This is a genomic window from Xylanibacter brevis P6B11 (genome assembly GCF_000621825.1).
Taxonomy (GTDB): Bacteria; Bacteroidota; Bacteroidia; order Bacteroidales; family Bacteroidaceae; genus Prevotella; species Prevotella brevis.
In genome coordinates this window covers 290,629-308,367 of record NZ_JHXG01000007.1, presented here as the reverse complement: position 1 = coordinate 308,367, position 17,739 = coordinate 290,629, and the positions used below count along the sequence as shown (strand labels likewise).

Sequence of the window (17,739 nt, the reverse complement as noted above, 5' to 3'; positions counted from 1 at the left end):
TGCGTCACTGTTGACCACGACACCCTGAACGATGGCTGCGTCACCCTGCGTTTCCGCGACACCATGGAGCAGGAGCGTGTGAAGATCAGCGACCTGGCTTCTATCATCGAGGACAAGGTTAGCATTGCAAGTCTGCTTAAGAAACTTCAATAAATGAAACTGAAATATTTTATCTTTGCCTGTCTCTCACTGCTGAGCTTTGCCTCATGCAGTGAGACCGATGGCGAGGTCGATGAATATGACAACTGGCAAGCGCGCAATGCTGTGTTCTTTGCCTCGTTGGAAGACTCGCTGACAGCTAAGCCCGGCGAGTGGAAGAAACTGAAAAGCTGGTCTCTGCGTGAAGACACGCTGACGGCTTCCACCGATTATATCTATGCGCACGTGATGCCTTCTGGCATGGAGAGTGGCGAGACCACCAGTCCGTTCTACACTGACTCAGTGCGTGTGATGTATCAGGGACGCCTCATTCCTTCAGCATCTTATAGCGAAGGCTACGTGTTCAACACGGGAACCGTCTATGGTAAGTTCACGCCTGTCACGGGTTCCACGACCAAGTTCCTCGTGTCGGGTCTCACCGATGGCTTTGCTACAGCGCTGCAGCACATGCATCGCGGCGACTATTGGCGCATCTATGTTCCTTATTCATTGGGCTATGGTGAATATGGCACCACGGGAATCCCCGGCTATAGCGTCTTGGTGTTCGACCTCATACTCATCGACTTCAGTCCTGCTGGTCAGGCAATGCCGGTCTGGAACTAAAAGATAAAAACAAAGATTCATCTTTACAGCATAACGCTCCGTCATTTGTTTGAGTGACGGGGCGTTTTCGTTATACCCCTTTACACCATATTAATATATAGAATAGGCCCTCAATACCTTTGCTTTTACCAAGCCATACTTACAGTATCATTCGGTGATAGTTGCGCTTTCGTGCTGTAATAGTTTAACTTTTGGTTTGCATCTAGCCCCTAGACGACTCAATTCTAGAGTCTAGAAATGGCTAATCTAGACTCTAGAATGATCCTTTCTAGACTCTAGAAATGGGTGTTCTAGACTTTAGAATCGACATAAAACTGCCACTATTGCATTCTAATAGTAGCTGTTTTGCATCTGAAAAGTGCCAATGTCGCGCTGTTATACTGGCTCTTTTAGATTGCATGATTTGTTTTTTTTGCTTCCTGAAAGCACTGTTTACCACTATTTTATATAAAATGATGATTGAGTTGGTCAATCATTATATCTGTTTCAATAAAATTGATTATCTTTGCGTGCAATTAATTAACATCACATCAATCTAAACTTTAAAAATTAAAATGAAAAGACTACCTCTTTTTGTATTGTTACTTGTTGTAGCAATTTCCACGAAAGCACAGTTCAGAATCTATGAGAATGGAAATATCTCCATCAATTCTGAGGAAACTCCATTATCCCCATTGTCCTTAAACTATGGTGGCAACCAAGACTATTTCATGGCATACCAGGGACAGAAGAAAGGATTGTATATCGAAGCCAGCAATGTCTCAAATGGTGCGAAAATCTATGTGAACTCTTCTACGGGAGCACAAACGTCAGGACTTGATGTTTCTGCTTATTCACAAAGTGGAGATGCGTTGATATATGGAATACATGGAAAAGGCTCAGGAGGTGCCAAACATGCCGGTGTTATAGGATCTGTTAGTGGTTCAGGCTCAGGAGCTGGAATATTTGGCTCTTGTATTTCACACATTGCATTACCTTCCAATTTAAATAAGCCTTACGCAGGAGTTTTTCGTGGTGATGTATATATATTAGGAAGTCTAAAGGTAACTGGCACTATTGACGGCGTTCTGTTGAGTTCCTCGGCATCAACTTCTACGATGAAAAGTAGTCTTATGTCTAATAGCCTCAAGGGGGCGACTGCAGACCTACTGACTTCTTTAGATGCTACGTCTTATACCTATCCGTCGTCCTCGTATAAATCAAGGCTGAAGGCGAATCAAAAGTGGAAAGATGACTTTAGTAATGATTCTTTAGAGGAAGAGCCTATCGATTATTTGGAGATACAGAAATTATCGAAGAAACATTATGCCCTCGATGCCGAACAACTAGAAAGTTTGTTCCCAGATCTTGTCTATGAACAAGAAGACGGAACAAAGGTTATCAACTATATGGAGCTGATTCCGTTGTTGGTACAAAGCATAGGCGAGCTGAATGAACGCATTAACAAGTTGAGCCAGCAGAAAGACTATGGTGTGCAGTTCGCCCGCAGTGCCTCGGACATAGACGAAGAAAAGACTGTGACCTCTGCTTCTTTACAGCAGAACACCCCCAATCCCTTCAGCTCGCAGACGAAGATTCGCTTCACCTTGCCAGATAACACAAGAAATGCCTATATCTACATCTTTGACATGAACGGCAAGATGCAGAAGCAGATAGCCATTGACTCCTCGATGGACTCCGTCACCATCAACGGCTACGAACTCGCGGCAGGCATCTACCTGTACTCCCTCGTCGTGAACGGACAGGAGATTGACACCAAACGAATGATTCTGTCGAAGTAAGGAGAAAGGGATAAAGTTATTATGAAGTTATTTGTTATTACCATGTTAATGGAACTATTCTGTTTCAAATCCGTGTATTCTAAACAGATAGTTCCAGACACAATAAGTACTCAACAGACTATAACGGTATATACCCGTCCCGTTCAAGGCATCGTTGTTTCAAGCACTGGCAGTCTCACCTTGAAACCATTGTCTAGAGTTACGATAAAAGGACCGTTTGAGGTGAAGATCGGAGGACGACTGGACATAAAAAGGCAGTCCAGGGTCTCTGTCATATATGTGTATGACCAATCAGGCAATAGAACAGCTAGGAGGACTGAAGATGAAGAGTAGTATGAAAATCATCGTTGCCGCAATTATGTCCTTTTGCGGTTATATATCCTCTATAGCATCGAATGATTCCACTTTGTTTCTGCCAGTTCAGGCCAGGAACTTGGCCCCTGTAATAGACAGAAGCCTGCCAGTGGGCACTATTGAGGGTGTTGCTGAAGTGTCTTTGAGCGGTGCAGCAACCTATCAGATACCCATTGCCATTCCCCAAGGTGAATACAGTTATGCGCCCAATCTGCAGATAGTATATAACAGCCAGGCAGGAGAAGGGCTACTTGGGCTAGGGTGGAATCTTGCGGGAACATCAGTGATAAGCAGATGTGGAAAATCTATTTACTATGATGACAAGGCGGAAGAAGTCCACATGCAGCAGGATGACAATATAATGCTGGACGGGAAACGGCTGATTCTCGTTTCCGGTGGAAATCTGTCCTCTGGTGCTGAGTACCAGTTGGAGGACGACCCTACTGCAAAGGTTGTATTTGGGATTAGGAATCTTCGCAAGGGCTTTATACTATACTTGAAAGATGGAAGTTCTAGGGAGTATGGCTATGCAGAGAATTCCAGTCTGGGTGACAGTGGCTCGGAGTGGCTATGGTTGCTTAATAAGGCAACAGATAGTAGAGGGCGCTCCATTACTTACAACTATTACATAGACAGGACAAATAACGAATACTGCCTTAAAGATATACAATATGATTTACAAAGATCCGTTCAATTTGTCTATCAGTCACGGCCTAACACGCAAACACTCTATTATGCCGGAAAGAGAATCCTTCTCACACGACAATTAAAAACCTTGTCGACTTACTATAACGGCAAAAGGATTAACGAATATAAGTTTGGCTATGCCAATGAAGATGACTTCTATTCGAGGTTGTCGGACATTACTTTTTATGGTACAGACGGTTCTCACTATAACTCCACCCACATAAACTATGGCTCATCCTCTTTAGAATCCGAGTTTGTGGCTCCTTTCAGTCAAAATAAAAATGGCCAACGAGTACATTATGGAGATTTTAATGGTGATGGAAAGACCGATTTTATATCTTTGGCTATAAAGAACACTCTTCACAATGAGTACCAGACGACAGATTATATATATGTATATTTAGCTAAAGGTAATGGAGAAAATGTACATTTTGAAAGAGCTGACAGCATACAACTAGGTCCGTATTTCCGGGATGTATGTTTGGTGGACATAAATGGAAACGGACTATGTAACATCATGGTTATGTTTGCCGGGGGTGACTATACGAATAATACCATTTATGAGATGGAGGCGGGGAAGTTGGTTTCCCCCGGATCGATTCAGATTGTCACAGGCAGAATCTTCTTTGGTGACTTCAATGGCGATGGACTAAAAGAGCTACTGAACGGATATAATAAGAAAATATACAATCAACTTGGCAATGTTATTGGAACTGCAGAGACAATCAATTGGAATGACTATTTCTCAAAAAAGAGTATTATTCCAAGCACCAAGTTGTTCTGCGATGTCAATGGTAACGGAAAGGAAGATGTAATCGTCATTGGCAAAGACATGCTTAGAGTCTATGAGTTGCAGGATATTGTGATTCAGGAAAGAACGTCTTTTCGGAACTCCGACATCAATAGTACACAGATTGTTGCATTGGGCGATTTTAATGGCGATGGCTATATGGACATCATTTCTCAGGTTAAGAGCGGCTCTGTGTATAATGCAACGTTGTATCATTCCACGGGGACCACATTTGTTCCTGTTTCTACGATGACTATTGATGCGCCTGTAAGGGTCGGTGATTTCAATAATGATGGTCGGTGTGACATCATGTACAAGCACCCTGTAGGTGGAAAAGAAAGATTCACAATAGGAATTAGCAAAGGAACTAGCTTTGTCTGGTCGGAACATGATTCAGAGAAAATTACTCCAGAGGATTTTGAGAACTACCAATATAATAATATAGAGGATCTGTATGATGTTTCCGATTTCGACGGCGATGGCTTAAGTGATTTCGGTTTTTTTCGCGGGGATTCGGCTGCGGTGATTCTCAAGTTCCCCAATAGCCAGCGGAATTTGGTTTCTGATATTACAGACGGTATAGGAAAGAAAACACTGTTTGAATATGCCCTTAGCACCGACTCTTCTGTCTGCACGAGTGAGGACTATCTGTATTACGCTCCAATAACAAGGCTGTCCAGACCTGTCAACTTAGTCTCCAGAATAACGCTTACAGATGACGATACTTCATATAGCACGTCTTACAAATATGACAGTCCTCTCGTCCATACAATAGGCAAAGGGTTCTTAGGATTCTTGGGACTTACTACAACTGACCAAGCCTCAGGAACTGTCATTTCCTCGCGTTTCTCCCTTTCAATGTATACGTTTCATCTTCACTTAGGTAGGAGGATTTGTGCAACGCTTGATGGCGAGACCATATCAGATGAGGGGACTAATCTAAGATGTGTGGAATATGATTTTAATCATCCTAGACTTTATGTTCCACTGATCCTGTCACAATGGTCAGTGGACAGTCTGACTGGTATATTCATCCGGAAGGAGTTTACTAGGGACAGCTATGGGAACCCCATAAGGACTAATACGTCTTATAATGGAAAGCTGTCTGAGACTGATGAGATTATCTATGAGAACAAGACTGCAGGCAGATGGTTGATTGGTCAACCGAGTTCTATTAAAAAGACCTTATACAATGAAGCTGGAAATGCGTGTTGGGTTTCAAAGGATTCCATCCAATACACATATGCCGGATTGCCGTCAAGGATATTAAAATATACAGGTGACGGAACCAAACAGTTACAAGAGGAGATATTCAAATATGACAACTATGGAAATATCAGTGAGTATAGACTAAAGCCATATACGTCTCCCACCCAATTGGTGACTAAGTATGAATATAAGGAGGACCATTCTGACGTAAAGACGAAGACCAATCCATTGTCTTTGTCCTCACTGTTCACCTATGACTCGTATGGACGTTTGAGAACCGCATACTTTCCAGGTGGAAACAATTACGTGTATTCATACGATTCAATGGGCAGAAGGAACAAGGAGCAAGGAAGTGACACTGTTTCCATAGTGACATCCTGGCAATGGGCAGATACTCCCTCAAATGCGAAATTTGTAGAAACTATTTCTGAAACAGGCAAGCCAACCCTGATGAAATGGTATGATGCATTTAATCGTGAGTTGCGGTTGTGTAGCGTCAGGTATGACGGAAGTGAGCAAAAAGTCGATAGCAGATATAATTCGAAAGGACAATTGTCTGAGAAATCCCTTCCATATACGGGACAATCTCCTGCGTATTGGGACGTTTATACCTATGACAAATTCGGGCGCATAGAGGAGGAAACATATGCCTCAGGAAAAAATGTTCGCTATGCCTATGATGGCAGAAACGTCACGACAACATCTGCAGGAAGGAGTGTTACAAAAACCGTCAATTTCAGGGGTGAGCTTACTAAAGTCAGCGATTCTACTGGCGACATAGAGTATTTCCTCCGTCCTGATGGACAGCCAGAAAGAATACTGGTACAGAATCAGGAAACCACTTTTGGCTATGACGACTATGGACGACAGACTTCCATAAACGATCCGAGCTCTGGCTTCCATTCGTATACATACAATGACTCAGGTCTGCTGGCATCCGAGATTGATGCAGACGGCAGGGTGGTCAATATCACATACGATGACTATGGACGGGTCAAGAGAAAAATAAGGCCCGAGATGACGACTACGTATGACTATGACGGCCTGAACCGCCTGTCGTCCGTACAGTCTGATAATGGAAGCGGCAAACAGTTTACTTACGATGTGCTTGGACGTATAAAGAGCATTAAGACGTTTCTTCCCGATGACAGATTCTTACAACAGAAGTTCACTTATTGCCAGGGAAATGTAGAATCAATAAAGTATTCCAATCAATCCTTGACTCTTGGCACGGAGAGATACACCTATACCAATGGACATTTGTATAAGGTAACCTTTGATGGTCACGTGGTATGGCAGTTTCAAGGTGAGAATACAATGGGCATGCTGTCCGAAGACAAAACTTTTGGGTTGACTCGTTCCTATACATACGATAGTCTTGGCAGGCTGGAAGGACTCAGAATGCAGTCCGGAAACAACGTGCTGATGGATAATGCCTATCATACGGACATTACTACTGGTAATCTGTCTTGGCGCAAGGACAACAAAAGAAACAAACTGGAATCCTTCGGCTATGATGACATAGACCGGTTGATTACCTATAATACAGACTCTGTCACCTACGACAACTATGGCAATATCATCCGTAAGAGTGATATCGGAGCTGATTTTATCTATGGCAATGCCGACAAGCCATTTGCTGTGACAGGCATCTCCGCTGGCTATAATCCGTCGTTGCTGAGCAGTGCAGAACAAAGAATATCCTACAATTCATTCGAGAATCCCGATACAATCTATGACAATGGCATACAGGCCTTCTTTACGTATGACTCTGACGGCAATCGTGTCGCCATGAAGTCAGGCAGTGCCGATATGCCGACTCGCTATTATGTGGGTAGCCTGTATGAGGAAGAGAATCTTGATGATACCACTCGCTATATTCTCTATCTTGGTGGTGATGCCTATTCCGCACCCGCTGTTTGCATCGTAAAAGGAAATGAAAAGGACGTTTTCTGTATCGGCCGCGACCACTTGGGGAGTATAACTCATATTGCAGATCAGAGCGGCAACCTGCTCTATGAATACAGCTATGACGTATGGGGACGCCTGCGAGACCCGTCAACAGGAGATGTCTATCCGATAGAACAAGAACCAAGGCTTTTTCTTGGAAGAGGCTATTGCGGACACGAACACCTGACGGAGTTCGGCATCATTAACATGAATGGCCGTCTTTACGACCCAGCCCTGGGTCGTTTCGTTAGTCCGGATAGTTATGTTCTGGATCCCTCAAACAGTCAGTGCTACAACAGGTACTCTTATTGTTTGAACAACCCATTGAGTTATACAGACCCCGATGGTGAGAATCCATTACTTGTGGCGGCTGTTGTTGCTGGCTTAGTAGGTGGAGGCGTAAATTTAGCTGCTAATTGGAATAATTGCGACGGTTTTCTGCAATGCCTTGCCGCTTTTAGCGTTGGAGCTGCTGCTGGAGCATCAGTGCTTTTTACTGGAGGCGGATCGTTGGGCTCAATAATAGCAACGTCTGCAGTCTGCGGAGCAGCAACGTCTGCAACAAACAGCATAATTGCACAGACCGGGGAGAATTTCTCAGGAATGGGCAGCGTGGACTGGGAACTTGTCGGTAAAGGGGCTCTTTCTGGAGGTGTTGCAGGTGCAGCAAGTGGTGCTACCGGATATTGGGCATCCAAATCTTCAATGGTAGTGAATGGCATCGAACTTCACAGCCCAGTTGTACGTTCTGCAGTAACATCTTCTCTCTCATCCGCAATGGGACATGTAGCGGGTGGAACAGCGTATGGAGTTTTAGGTGGAGACAACTTAATAACAGCTTTTGATAATTCCACGTACGGAATTTGGGAGAGTGTTGCCATAGGTAGTGTTATTGGAGTGACCTCAACAGTAACAACTTGCTACGCGTCGAAAATCAATCCATGGAATGGCGTTAGTAATTTAAGTCCGTACGAGAAAGGTTGTCAGGGCGTAGACAGAGCAATAGCAGAATTTAAAGCTCAAGGAGGGGAACGTATCCAAAGAGAGGTGACAATAGAAGTTGAAGGAGTTAGAACGCGTGTCGATTTTATGGGCTATGACAAGAATAAGGTTTTACAATTATTTGAGGTGAAAAATGGAAAATATGCGGGTCCTACACACAACCAACGAATTGTTATACCCAAATTGCTGCACGGTGCTTCGTTTACTCCCCATGGAGCGAATGCGGCAAGAATCGGATTATCAGTAAGGATACCCTATACAGGCAGTTATGTTTTCAATTATATACATTACAAATAATGGTATGATAATAGTTTTTGGATAAATAATTGTTCGTTTTAAGAAAAAAGTGTATCTTTGCTATTAAACAAAGACATTCAAGTATTCACTTAAATGTTTAATTATTAAAAACTATAAACAATGAACATCATGAGTTTGTTTAAACCAAAAGAAGAAAAGAAAAAGGAGAAGAAAAAGTACATATCATATAACCAGAGAATTATAGACCATCTGGCAACTCGTGGATTTAAACGAAAAAACATGAATTTTTTCGTTAGAAAGATCAATGAAGACATCACTCAGTCAATCATATTTGGTCATAGCACCCAAGGACGTGCCCACGCAAAATATTATGATGTCAGAGCATCCATTGAACTTCCGAAAGTGTTAGAGACTGCTAAAGAATTGGATGTACCAATATCCCTAACAGCACTTTTTAATAGTAACATTGGTGAATTGATGAACCCGAGTACTTATTTGGAATGGCTCGTTACTGAGGATTCAAGTGAGTCATATGATAATGGGGTCGTGGATTCCATATTAGAACATATAGATAGATATGCAATACCTTTGTTAGATAAGTTCTGCACGGTATCATCAATTGTAGGGGAAATCAAGAAGAGGGGACGCCTTTACCGGAGTAGTGATGACATGAACGCTTGTATCGCTTTACTTCTTTATGGAGAGAAGAAAGATTTTTTCTGGTTTGTGGAACAGAGAAGCTATGAGATGCAATTTTCAATATACGACCAAGAAGTACATTGGGATTATAGGAATCCAGGAGTACCTTTAAATAAAATATGCAAATCCTTCTTAGACATGGTCGATAAGTTAGAGCCTTTATGGAATACATAATCATCATGGAGCCTGATTTCGTATCGTTTGGCGGCGCTATTCACACCGAATAGTGCAGCTATTCTTTTGGTTTGGCGCTGCTATTGACTCGCAAGAGTCAGGATGTTCGGATGAATAAGTATAATAATAACTATTAATTTTTGCACGGAAAACAAAGAATTATTTGGTATTTTGTGCAAGATTTTGTAGATTTGTAGCAGACTTGAAGACCTTCTTCGATGGGTATTTGGAAAGTCGTTAAAGTCGAGGATAGATAATACGGTTTTTAAATAATATAATTGGAAATGAAGGGCGACATAGGCAATAAATGTGTCGGTTTCAATGAAAATGATTATCTTTGCAAGGACAATAAGAACTCATGGTCATCTAACAGCACAACGATATGATAAAAAACTGGATTGACTGGATGAAAGTTATTGGCATGTTCACCATTATTTGGGGACATTGCTTTCCTGTGCTTTTCTCTGATTTCCTATATGCTTTCAGTGTACCGCTATTTTTCTTTATCTCGGGCTATTTGTCAAGATATGAACCAGATAAAGGCGTATTCTGGATAAAGATATTTCAAAGATTGCTGGTGCCCTATCTGATATTGAGTGTACTGAAAGCCGCTCCCCATCTTTTCAGCGAGGATGCCCCTTGGTCGTTGCTCGCCATCATGACCGGATTCCATACGCTTCACGACGTGATGGGCTGCGGAAAACTATGGTTCGTTTATACGCTGATCATCATCAAGGTGATAACGCAATTTACGAGGTATTCGCGCAATTCGAGGTATGTGCTTTTTGTGGTATCCTTGGTGGTGGGTATGGTGTGCCAGAGCTATTACCCTGATGGTATGTCGTGGGCTGTTGCAAATACGTTCCTGTCGTTGCCGTGGTTCTTGCTTGGCTACGAATACAAGTGTTTGCAGTGGGACACGAAGCTGACAGACGCTCTTCAGAAAAAATCCGTCTGGCTCAAAGGTATGCTTACTCTCTTATTGATGATATCGCTCTATGGTGTCAGCCTTCTCAATGGCAGGGTACGCATGTACGAGGCAGGCTACGGCGAGAATATCTTCTTGTTTCTGTTGGGTGGCATCATTGGCATCCTGGCTATTCGCGTCATCTCCGATATGCTCAACAGCTACAGAGGCTCGGCCTTGGGGCTGTTGTCCATTGGCACGGTGGTCATCCTGGCCTATCATCAGGACATCAATCATCCCTTGCTGAAGCTGATTCGTCAGCAAGAGTGGTCTCCCTTGCTCGAGGATGCGGCAACGATGATGTGTAGCGTCGTCACATTATTGGCATTCATACCTATCAACTATGTGATATCCCGCTATCTTCCTTTTATTATCGGCAACAGAAAACAAGTAAAATAATTCATGAGGCATATGAAGACAAGATTCTTTTCTTTGTTCGCTGGACTGCTGCTGGCAGGACAGCCAGTGATGGCCCAGAACAAGACGTATAAGATGCACATTAAGTTGAACGACGGGTCAACTTATACGGTGAAAACAAAAGACGTCAAAGAGGTGCTATTTACTGCTTCGCAACCTTATGACCCGTCAGATCCTGTTAAGGCTGATGTGGATTCCATTCATGCGCCGAAAGAGGGTGGTACGTATCAAGTTCATATCACAAGTAGTGTTCCTCTGTCAACGGAGAGTGGAGGAGCCAGCAATATAGAGATTGATAATATCTATAATCGCTTCTTCAATCATTCATCTGTGAATCTGACGCGCACCTACGAAGAAGGCTTGCTGACCATCAAGGTAAACCCTGCCACAAGCAGGACGGTTGGTACCAGAAAGGTTTTTCTATATGACGACGAAGGTACGGAAGCTTTCTCCATACCCGTTTCTCAGGATGGTGACCCTACAGCTTCGTTACTCAGTGATGTTGGCAAGAACTACCTGTCGGCTATTAGTACATGCGTAGCGTCAAGTCATGCTTACTATAGGGCAGCCGACGTGAGCTATACGGGACTTTGGCATGCTGCCAATGTTGAGGCTCCCTTGTCTTCAAACAACTATGTTGTCAACGAACTGTGGAATGCCCAATGGCAGGTGATAGCTCGCAATAGTCCGCTGATTCAGAATAACGTAGTGCCGTTGTTTCCCATGTGTGTGGTGCTGAATGCTAAGACCTATTACAATTTAGTGACGCTGTTTGGGGCTGTGCCTTATTACACCGTGATTGACGCAGACAACTATGGCCGCATGACAAGAATGGCTCCATCAGAAATCTTTAGTAAACTTGAAGAGCAGTTAACTCAGGTGGTCAGCGATATGGACGAACGGGTGACGGGCTATGTGGACAGTGCCGACAAACTGGCATTCCCATCGAAGGATGTGGCTCGTGTCGTCCTAGCCGACATCTATATGTATCAGGGACGCTATGCGCAGGCAAAAGAGTTGCTGACTGCCATTGTGAATGGTGGACGCTATGCGCTAGTGGATAGAGTCAACAATTTGGAACCAGACTGCTCGGAAGCAATATGGAGTTTGCCTACGCCCGTGTCAACCAGAGCAAGGGCCTCTCAGGAGATAGGCGTCTCATACTATAATGATGATTTGTATATTCTGCAATCCTATAGCGATGTGCTCTTGTCGTTGGCTGAGTGTGAGACCAAACTGGGCAACGATCAGCAGGCTAAGACGTATGTGAGTCAGGTTGCCACAACGAAGAACATCGCATCCACATCGACGGAAACTATCGCGGCTATTGCCGAGATAAGAAGTAAAATCCAGACAGACTTTGCTGGCTACTTCGCGTTCTTGAAACGCACGGGATTGGCACAAACCATGCTGAACATCGAGGAATACCAATTGCTTTTCCCTATTCCTATCAGTGAATTACAAAGAAATCCACAAATGACGCAAAATCCTGGATATTAAGACTTTAGTAAATAAGTTGCAAATTTTTGCAAACAGCCAATAAAAATGCGAACTATTGCAAACTAAAATGTTTGGATAGTTCGCATTTTTCATGTACCTTTGCGACATGAATCAGATGTTGACCATACTTCCACAGCGCGAACTGTTCCTGGTAATAATAGGTGCAGTGACCTACGTAGCCCTGTTTGTGGTGACGTGGCAGAACAGCCGCCGCAAGGTGCTGATGCTGCAAGAGCGACTTGACAAGGTGCGCGCCATGCAGGAGGTGGCCGATGTGGAGGCCAACCGACAGAAGATAGAGGAGCTGGAAAAGCTGATATCGAAGTTGGGATCGGAGAACACCATGCTGCGCCTGGAGCTGGAAGAGAAGAAGGCCAAGCTCGACTACGTCAACACGATGGCACGCATCGAGAGCGAGAAGCGCGAGCATGCAGAAGGCGACATCTTTGGTTCGACCATCTATCTGAAGATACAGCGCCTGGTAGCCGAAGGTAAAACAATGGGCGAACAGGACTGGAGACAGTTGGCCATGCTGGTAGACGGTGTATATACGGGCTTCTCGGAAAAGCTGTACAGCCTCTACAAGATGTCATCATACGACTATCACGTGTGTCTGCTGGTGAAGGTACACATCCTGCCCAAAGACATCGCGCTGCTGACCTCGCATTCGAAAGAGAGCGTATCTACCAGTCGCAGCAGGATGTATCAGAAAGTGTTCGGCAAGAAAGGGTCGGCCAAAGACTGGGACGACTTCCTGCTGTCGCTATAATATATAAATAAGGTATAACCATCATTAAAAATTGAAAGCTATGATCGATTATCTCTTGGCCAATATGTGGCAATTATGGGCTGTACTAACAGTTGTAGGCCTGATACTGGAACTGACATCGGGCGACTTCTTCCTGATGTGTATCGCCATCGGTGCGGCGGGCGCTGCCATCGTGGCTCCGTTTGCAAATATCTATGTGCAGTTGGCCGTGTTTGGCCTAGTCACGCTGTTCAGTCTGTTTCAGGTGCGCCCCTTCGTGCTGCGCTATCTGCACAGACACGACAAGCATCGCGTGAGCAATGCTGATGCGTTGATGGGTCGTCAGGGTCGCGTCACCGAGACAATCCGTGGCAACGGCTTTGGCTATGTGGCCATCGATGGCGACCTGTGGAAAGCCGTGACGGCGGACGACGAGGAAATTCCCGTTGACACCCGCGTGAAGGTGGTGGGCCGCGAGAGCACGATTATCACCGTAGAGAGATTATAACTAAACACTATATTAATATCTAAAACTTAAATCATTATGGACATTACGCTTTATTTTTTCCTTGCGTTGGCCCTTGTTGCCATCCTGATTGTGAAGAAAGCATTGATCATTATTCCACAGTCAGAAACCAAAATCATTGAGCGACTGGGTCGTTACTACGACACACTGGGAGCTGGTGTAAACTTCATCATCCCCTTCATTGACAGTGCTAAGACCATCGTGGTGCTGAATCATGGACGCTATTCATACTCTTCGACCATCGATCTGCGTGAACAGGTGTATGACTTCCCCTCACAGAACGTGATTACGAAGGATAATATCCAGATGGAAATCAATGCGCTGCTGTATTTCCAAATCATGGATCCCTATAAGGCTGCCTACGAAATCAACAACCTGCCTAACGCTATCGAGAAGCTGACGCAGACCACACTGCGTAACATCATCGGTGAGATGGAACTGGACGAGACACTGACTTCGCGTGACACTATCAACACCAAGTTACGTCTGGTGCTGGACGATGCCACCGATAAGTGGGGCGTCAAGGTGAACCGCGTAGAGCTGCAGGACATCACGCCTCCATCATCTGTGCTGACTGCCATGGAGAAGCAGATGCAGGCCGAGCGTAACAAGCGTGCACAGATTCTGACTTCTGAAGGTGAGAAGGCTGCCGAGATCCTGGCATCAGAGGGTGAGAAAACAGCTATGATCAACCGCGCTGAGGCTGCCAAGCAGCAGGCCATCCTGACTGCCGAGGGTGAGGCACAGGCTCGCATCCGCAAGGCTGAGGCCGAGGCTCAAGCCATCGAACTGATCACGCAGGCCGTGGGCAAGAGCAGCAATCCAGCCAACTACCTGTTGGCTCAGAAGTATATCCAGATGCTGCAGGAACTGGCCACTGGCGACAAGACCAAGACGGTTTATCTGCCTTACGAGGCTACCAATCTGATGGGCTCTATCGGTGGTATCAAAGACCTGTTCAAGAGCGAATAAACATCGTGCATCTATCAGCTAAAGGCATCGCCGCAAGGTGGTGCCTTTTCTTGTTTTTTTAGCGCCTGTGCGGCATCTTTTTGATGGTTTTCTTTTGCACAATAGAAAAAAGTTGTATATTTGCGTCATAAATAGAAATCTGAAACTTATGCCTAAATTTGCAGATTATATCCGACGTATCGAGATTGACGCTCTGTGGAGCGGCAAGAAGCACATCGTGTGGGAACTGGATCCGCACGTCAACGTGCTGAGTGGTATTAATGGTGTGGGAAAGAGCACCATCCTGAACAAGGTGTTTCGCAGCGTGAATACGAATGGCGACGTGGTGAACAACCTGTTGAAGGGGGTGCATATCGACGTGGAACCCAGCGATGCCACGCATGTGCGGTTCGATATCATCAAGTCGCTGGACAGTCCGGTGCTGGACATGGAGACTATGAACCTGGTGGACGCACGTATCACGTCGGCACTCGATTTCCAACTGTATCATCTGCAGCGTAAGTTCCTGGATTACCAAGTGAACATCGGCAATCGTATTATCGCCGAACTGCAGCAAGGCAATGCCGATGCCGCACAACAACTGTCGCAGGCCAAGAAGCGCTTTCAGGATATCGTTGACGACCTGTTTGCCGAGACGGGCAAGAAGATCATCCGTACGGAAAACGAGATCAGGTTCTCGCAGATCGGCGAGACACTGGTGCCCTATCAGTTGAGTAGCGGCGAGAAACAGATGCTGGCCATCCTGCTGACAGTGCTGGTGGAAGACCAGAAACCCTACGTGCTGTTTATGGACGAGCCCGAGGTGAGCCTGCACATGGAATGGCAGAAACGACTGATAGACCTGATCGTGGAACTGAATCCCAACGTGCAGATACTGCTGACGACCCATAGTCCGGCAGTGGTGATGAACGGCTGGATGGACAAGGTGACCGAGGTGAGCGATATTACGGTTGGAAGTGAACGTTGATAGCTATGGCTTATCGTCTGAAAGATAATCTCAGCAGTCAGTACTTCGAGGCGGCCAATGCGCTGACGTCGAAGCACGCTCGACGTAGGATTGTGGCCTACGTGGAGAGCTATGATGATATCTATTTCTGGCGAACGGTGCTGTCGAAGTTTGAAAACGAGAAGCGCTACTTCGAGGTGATGCTGCCGTCGAAGGTCAACCTGACACGTGGCAAGAAGTCGGTGCTGATGAATTTTGTGGGCGAACATGTGGGGCCCGACATGATTGCCTGTGTGGATGCCGACTACGACTATCTGTTGCAAGGCATCACGGAGCAGTCGCGCAGGGTGCTGAACAGTCCCTACGTCTTTCATACCTACGTCTATGCCATCGAGAACTTCCAGTGCTATGCCCCCTCGCTGCACGATGTGTGTGTGGCGGTGACGCTGAACGATCATCGCATCTTTGACTTCAACGACTATTTCCGTCAGTATAGCGAAGCTTGTTTCCCCTTGTTCGTGTGGTCGGTGTGGGCCTACAGGTCTGGACATTATCCCAGGTTCTCGCTCACGGAGTTCAACCGCGTGGTGGATCCCGGTGGCTTTGCCGTCAGTTATCCTGAAAAGTCTATCGGCAATGTGCAGCGCAAGGTGCGCCAGAAAGTGCGTGAACTGCAGCGACAGTTTCCAAACAACAAGGAGGCCTATCTGAAGGTGAAGAACGATCTGTTGCAACTAGGCGTGACGCCGCAGACCACCTATCTCTATATGCAGGGGCATCATCTGTTTGACAACGTGGTGGCTCCCATCATCAGTAAGGTGTGCAACCTGCTCCGCCAGGAACGTCAGAACGAGATTTACCATGCACAGGCTCACAGGACACAGAAGAGAAACGAAATGTCCTGCTACGAAAACTCGTTGCAGGACATTAAGGTGATGCTCAAGAAAAATACCGCTTATCAGCAGTGCGAGCGTTTTCTGCAATTGCAGGAAAACGTGGATCGCTTTCTCAATCAGACGTAGGTCTCCAGGAACTTGACGGTTCCCTCTACCTTTATTTCTTTTGCAGTGGCAGGAATCAGCACGGTTTCGCCAGCATTCAGACTGTAGCTCTTACCATCGGCAGTCAGTGTGCCTTCGCCCTTCAGGCCGATGAGGATGACAAACGAGTCGAGCTCGCTATAGTCGAGCATCATGGGTTCTGTGAGGTCGTAGATAGCTGTGGTGAAGTAGGGACACTGTGCCACCTGCTGGGGCACGTTCTTCTCCAGCTGATACTCGGTGCGGTAGTTGGGCAACACGGTGTAGTCGATGCTCTCTGCAGCCTCTTTGGTGTGCAGCTCGCGGTAGTTGCCGTTCTTGTCCTTGCGCTTGAAGTCGTAGATGCGGTAGGTGACATCGCTGGTTTGCTGAATCTCGGCAACAAAACAGCCGGCACCAATAGCATGGATGCGACCTGCAGGGATGAAGAACACATCGCCTTCGTTCACCTCGTAACGGGCCAAGGCGTCGGTGATGGTGTCGTTCTCTACCATCTCTTTATACTGCTCGGGGGTGATCTGCTGCTTCAGTCCGTTGTAGAGCTGTGCACCCTTATCTGACTCGAGGGCTACCCACATCTCTGTTTTACCACGAGACTTGCCCTGACGATGTGCAATCTCGTCGGTGGGATGCACCTGGATAGAGAGGTCTTGACGGGCATCGATGAACTTGATGAGCAATGGGAATTCGTCGCCAAAGCGCTCGTAGTTCTCCTGTCCCACCAGTGCACCTTTCTGCTCGCGCACCAGCTGGTTCAGGCTCTTGCCTTTCTCGGTGCCATTGGCTACGATGGTCTCGTTGTCTTTTACTCCTGAAATCTCCCAGCTTTCACCAACGTTCTCAAGGTCGGAATCAAGATGTTTGAAAGCTGTAATCTTTTCACCTCCCCAAAGTGTTTGCTTCAAGAGGGGCTCAAATTTTAATAAATCCATTGTTACTTTACTATTGAGTTTTGTT

At 45.6% G+C, this 17,739-nt stretch carries 14 protein-coding genes; 12 read left to right on the top strand and 2 right to left on the bottom strand.

Annotation, left to right across the window (positions count from 1 at the left end; translation table 11 throughout):
- From T496_RS14645 to T496_RS15100, 3 genes are all read left to right on the top strand, one after another.
- On the top strand, positions 1-153 hold a 153-nt coding region (locus tag T496_RS14645; protein ID WP_155808640.1), incomplete at its 5' end, for a His/Gly/Thr/Pro-type tRNA ligase C-terminal domain-containing protein.
- On the top strand, positions 154-762 hold the full coding sequence (locus T496_RS0104140) for an FKBP-type peptidyl-prolyl cis-trans isomerase (protein WP_027449623.1): 609 nt from the start codon (positions 154-156) through the stop codon (positions 760-762).
- A 1,112-nt stretch (positions 763-1,874) separates the two neighbouring features.
- Positions 1,875-2,543 carry a T9SS type A sorting domain-containing protein gene (locus tag T496_RS15100; protein WP_231477995.1) on the top strand — a complete coding sequence of 223 codons (669 nt, stop codon included), beginning with the start codon at positions 1,875-1,877 and terminating at the stop codon, positions 2,541-2,543.
- 143 nt (positions 2,544-2,686) lie between these two features.
- On the opposite strand, the gene T496_RS15290 is transcribed toward T496_RS15100, so the two are convergent.
- Positions 2,687-2,818 carry a hypothetical protein gene (locus T496_RS15290; protein WP_262499086.1) on the bottom strand — a complete coding sequence of 44 codons (132 nt, stop codon included), beginning with the start codon at positions 2,816-2,818 and terminating at the stop codon, positions 2,687-2,689.
- A gap of 59 nt (positions 2,819-2,877) precedes the next feature.
- Between T496_RS15290 and T496_RS0104130 the strand changes: the two genes are divergently transcribed.
- The 9 genes from T496_RS0104130 (at position 2,878) to T496_RS0104090 (ending at position 16,764) form a co-directional block, all read left to right on the top strand.
- Positions 2,878-8,832 carry an FG-GAP-like repeat-containing protein gene (locus T496_RS0104130; protein WP_197018925.1) on the top strand — a complete coding sequence of 1,985 codons (5,955 nt, stop codon included), beginning with the start codon at positions 2,878-2,880 and terminating at the stop codon, positions 8,830-8,832.
- 120 nt (positions 8,833-8,952) lie between these two features.
- Entirely contained in the window at positions 8,953-9,666 is a 714-nt protein-coding gene (locus T496_RS0104125) for a hypothetical protein (RefSeq protein ID WP_027449621.1), read from the top strand.
- A gap of 382 nt (positions 9,667-10,048) precedes the next feature.
- On the top strand, positions 10,049-11,032 hold the full coding sequence (locus T496_RS0104120; protein ID WP_081783535.1) for an acyltransferase family protein: 984 nt from the start codon (positions 10,049-10,051) through the stop codon (positions 11,030-11,032).
- A 12-nt stretch (positions 11,033-11,044) separates the two neighbouring features.
- Positions 11,045-12,550, top strand: coding sequence for a RagB/SusD family nutrient uptake outer membrane protein (locus T496_RS0104115; RefSeq protein WP_197018924.1), 1,506 nt, complete (start codon positions 11,045-11,047; stop codon positions 12,548-12,550).
- A 106-nt stretch (positions 12,551-12,656) separates the two neighbouring features.
- Complete coding sequence (locus tag T496_RS0104110; RefSeq protein WP_027449618.1) at positions 12,657-13,319, top strand: hypothetical protein; 663 nt, start codon at positions 12,657-12,659, stop codon at positions 13,317-13,319.
- A gap of 40 nt (positions 13,320-13,359) precedes the next feature.
- Positions 13,360-13,806, top strand: a complete 447-nt coding sequence (locus tag T496_RS0104105) for an NfeD family protein (protein WP_027449617.1) — start codon at positions 13,360-13,362, stop codon at positions 13,804-13,806.
- 36 nt (positions 13,807-13,842) lie between these two features.
- Positions 13,843-14,796 (top strand): SPFH domain-containing protein, encoded by a 954-nt coding sequence (locus T496_RS0104100; protein WP_027449616.1) that lies wholly within the window; start codon positions 13,843-13,845, stop codon positions 14,794-14,796.
- 148 nt (positions 14,797-14,944) lie between these two features.
- Entirely contained in the window at positions 14,945-15,763 is an 819-nt protein-coding gene (locus T496_RS0104095) for an AAA family ATPase (protein WP_027449615.1), read from the top strand.
- A 5-nt stretch (positions 15,764-15,768) separates the two neighbouring features.
- Positions 15,769-16,764, top strand: a complete 996-nt coding sequence (locus T496_RS0104090; RefSeq protein WP_027449614.1) for a DUF4435 domain-containing protein — start codon at positions 15,769-15,771, stop codon at positions 16,762-16,764.
- Here T496_RS0104090 and T496_RS0104085 read toward each other — a convergent pair.
- Complete coding sequence (locus T496_RS0104085) at positions 16,755-17,714, bottom strand: type I phosphomannose isomerase catalytic subunit (RefSeq protein ID WP_027449613.1); 960 nt, start codon at positions 17,712-17,714, stop codon at positions 16,755-16,757. The genes T496_RS0104090 and T496_RS0104085 overlap by 10 nt on opposite strands.
- Positions 17,715-17,739: the final 25 nt, after the last annotated feature.

What these genes read in the sequence shown, in the direction of transcription:
- T496_RS0104130 (WP_197018925.1), top strand. Translation starts at nt 2,878, where the DNA reads ATGAAAATCATCGTTGCCGCAATTATGTCCTTTTGCGGTTATATATCC.
- T496_RS15100 (WP_231477995.1), top strand. Translation starts at nt 1,875, where the DNA reads ATGTCTAATAGCCTCAAGGGGGCGACTGCAGACCTACTGACTTCTTTA.
- T496_RS0104110 (WP_027449618.1), top strand. Translation starts at nt 12,657, where the DNA reads ATGAATCAGATGTTGACCATACTTCCACAGCGCGAACTGTTCCTGGTA.
- T496_RS15290 (WP_262499086.1), bottom strand. Translation starts at nt 2,818, where the DNA reads ATGACAGAGACCCTGGACTGCCTTTTTATGTCCAGTCGTCCTCCGATC.
- T496_RS0104090 (WP_027449614.1), top strand. Translation starts at nt 15,769, where the DNA reads ATGGCTTATCGTCTGAAAGATAATCTCAGCAGTCAGTACTTCGAGGCG.
- T496_RS0104120 (WP_081783535.1), top strand. Translation starts at nt 10,049, where the DNA reads ATGATAAAAAACTGGATTGACTGGATGAAAGTTATTGGCATGTTCACC.
- T496_RS0104115 (WP_197018924.1), top strand. Translation starts at nt 11,045, where the DNA reads ATGAAGACAAGATTCTTTTCTTTGTTCGCTGGACTGCTGCTGGCAGGA.
- T496_RS0104100 (WP_027449616.1), top strand. Translation starts at nt 13,843, where the DNA reads ATGGACATTACGCTTTATTTTTTCCTTGCGTTGGCCCTTGTTGCCATC.
- T496_RS0104125 (WP_027449621.1), top strand. Translation starts at nt 8,953, where the DNA reads ATGAACATCATGAGTTTGTTTAAACCAAAAGAAGAAAAGAAAAAGGAG.
- T496_RS0104105 (WP_027449617.1), top strand. Translation starts at nt 13,360, where the DNA reads ATGATCGATTATCTCTTGGCCAATATGTGGCAATTATGGGCTGTACTA.
- T496_RS0104085 (WP_027449613.1), bottom strand. Translation starts at nt 17,714, where the DNA reads ATGGATTTATTAAAATTTGAGCCCCTCTTGAAGCAAACACTTTGGGGA.
- T496_RS0104140 (WP_027449623.1), top strand. Translation starts at nt 154, where the DNA reads ATGAAACTGAAATATTTTATCTTTGCCTGTCTCTCACTGCTGAGCTTT.
- T496_RS0104095 (WP_027449615.1), top strand. Translation starts at nt 14,945, where the DNA reads ATGCCTAAATTTGCAGATTATATCCGACGTATCGAGATTGACGCTCTG.